The sequence below is a fragment of the Pseudomonas sp. P5_B2 genome (assembly GCF_056400445.1).
The window spans coordinates 1-939 of sequence record NZ_JBFULH010001152.1 but is presented as its reverse complement, the minus strand read 5'-3'; the positions used below and the strand labels follow the sequence as shown (position 1 = coordinate 939).

The window sequence follows — 939 nt, the reverse complement described above, 5'->3', positions numbered from 1 at the left end:
CCTCGGCGCCGCTGTGGCTGTCGAGGGCGCCGGTGGGTTCGTCGGCGAGGATGATATGCCCGCCGGTCGGAGTCGGCAGGGCCTGGTTCAGCGCCCAGTCACCCAGCTCATGGAGTTTGTAATCCACCGGGTCGTGCAGGGTTTGCGTGCGCAGGTTGCGCCAGTGGCGGTCGAGGCGAAGGGATGCGTGAGTCGAGCGCGCGCCGGTCACTTCGAACAGTCGGCTACAGAGCTCGAGGCCGTTGCGCGTGGCGGCGACCTTGGCGGTGGCGATGGCGGTGGCCAGATGTCCCCGTTCTTCAGCGCTGAGATTCGGTCCTTTTGCCCAGGCCTTGTCGAGCAGCTCGGCGGCACGTTCCACCAGCAATCGAACGCCTTCGAGGGCGACCCAGAACTCGCCGTAATGGCCGAGGACATAGGGATCCTGACGCACATCCTGAGCCGTGGATTTGTGCCACAGCCGGGTTTCGGTGAGCGTGTATTGCCGCGCTTCTTCGAAGGCGCCTTCGGCGATGCCGAGGAACATGTGGGTGAACGTGAGTTGCGCGATCAATGGACGCAGACACGCGAACGGTGTGCTCAACGGGCCCGGATCCAGCAGCAGCTCCGACTCTTCGACCCGCACCCGTTCGAAGGTGGCGCTGCCGCTGTCGGTCTGGCGCTGGCCCATGTTGTTCCAGTCGTTGTGCAGGGTGATGCCACTGCGTCCGCTTGGGATCGCGGCAATCAACAGCTTGCCGCCAGCGCTTTCATCGACGGCGGAGGCTATCAGCATCTGCGAGTCGCTGGCGCCGGAGCAGAAGCTTTTCTTGCCGGAAAACTCACGCCAGCCCCCGAGGTTTTTCACCACCGTGCGGGTGTCCAGCGGGTTGAGGGCGTTGCCCCAGAACCAGTTCTTGCGCGCGGTCTGTTCAAACCAGGGCTGCCATTGTTCAGGCT

At 64.3% G+C, this 939-nt stretch carries 1 protein-coding gene; it reads right to left on the bottom strand.

The window, feature by feature from the left end:
• Positions 1–670 (bottom strand): acyl-CoA dehydrogenase family protein (locus AC1DRJ_RS29820; protein WP_477805286.1); only part of this gene is annotated, 670 nt, incomplete at its 3' end.
• Positions 671–939 lie beyond the last annotated feature (269 nt).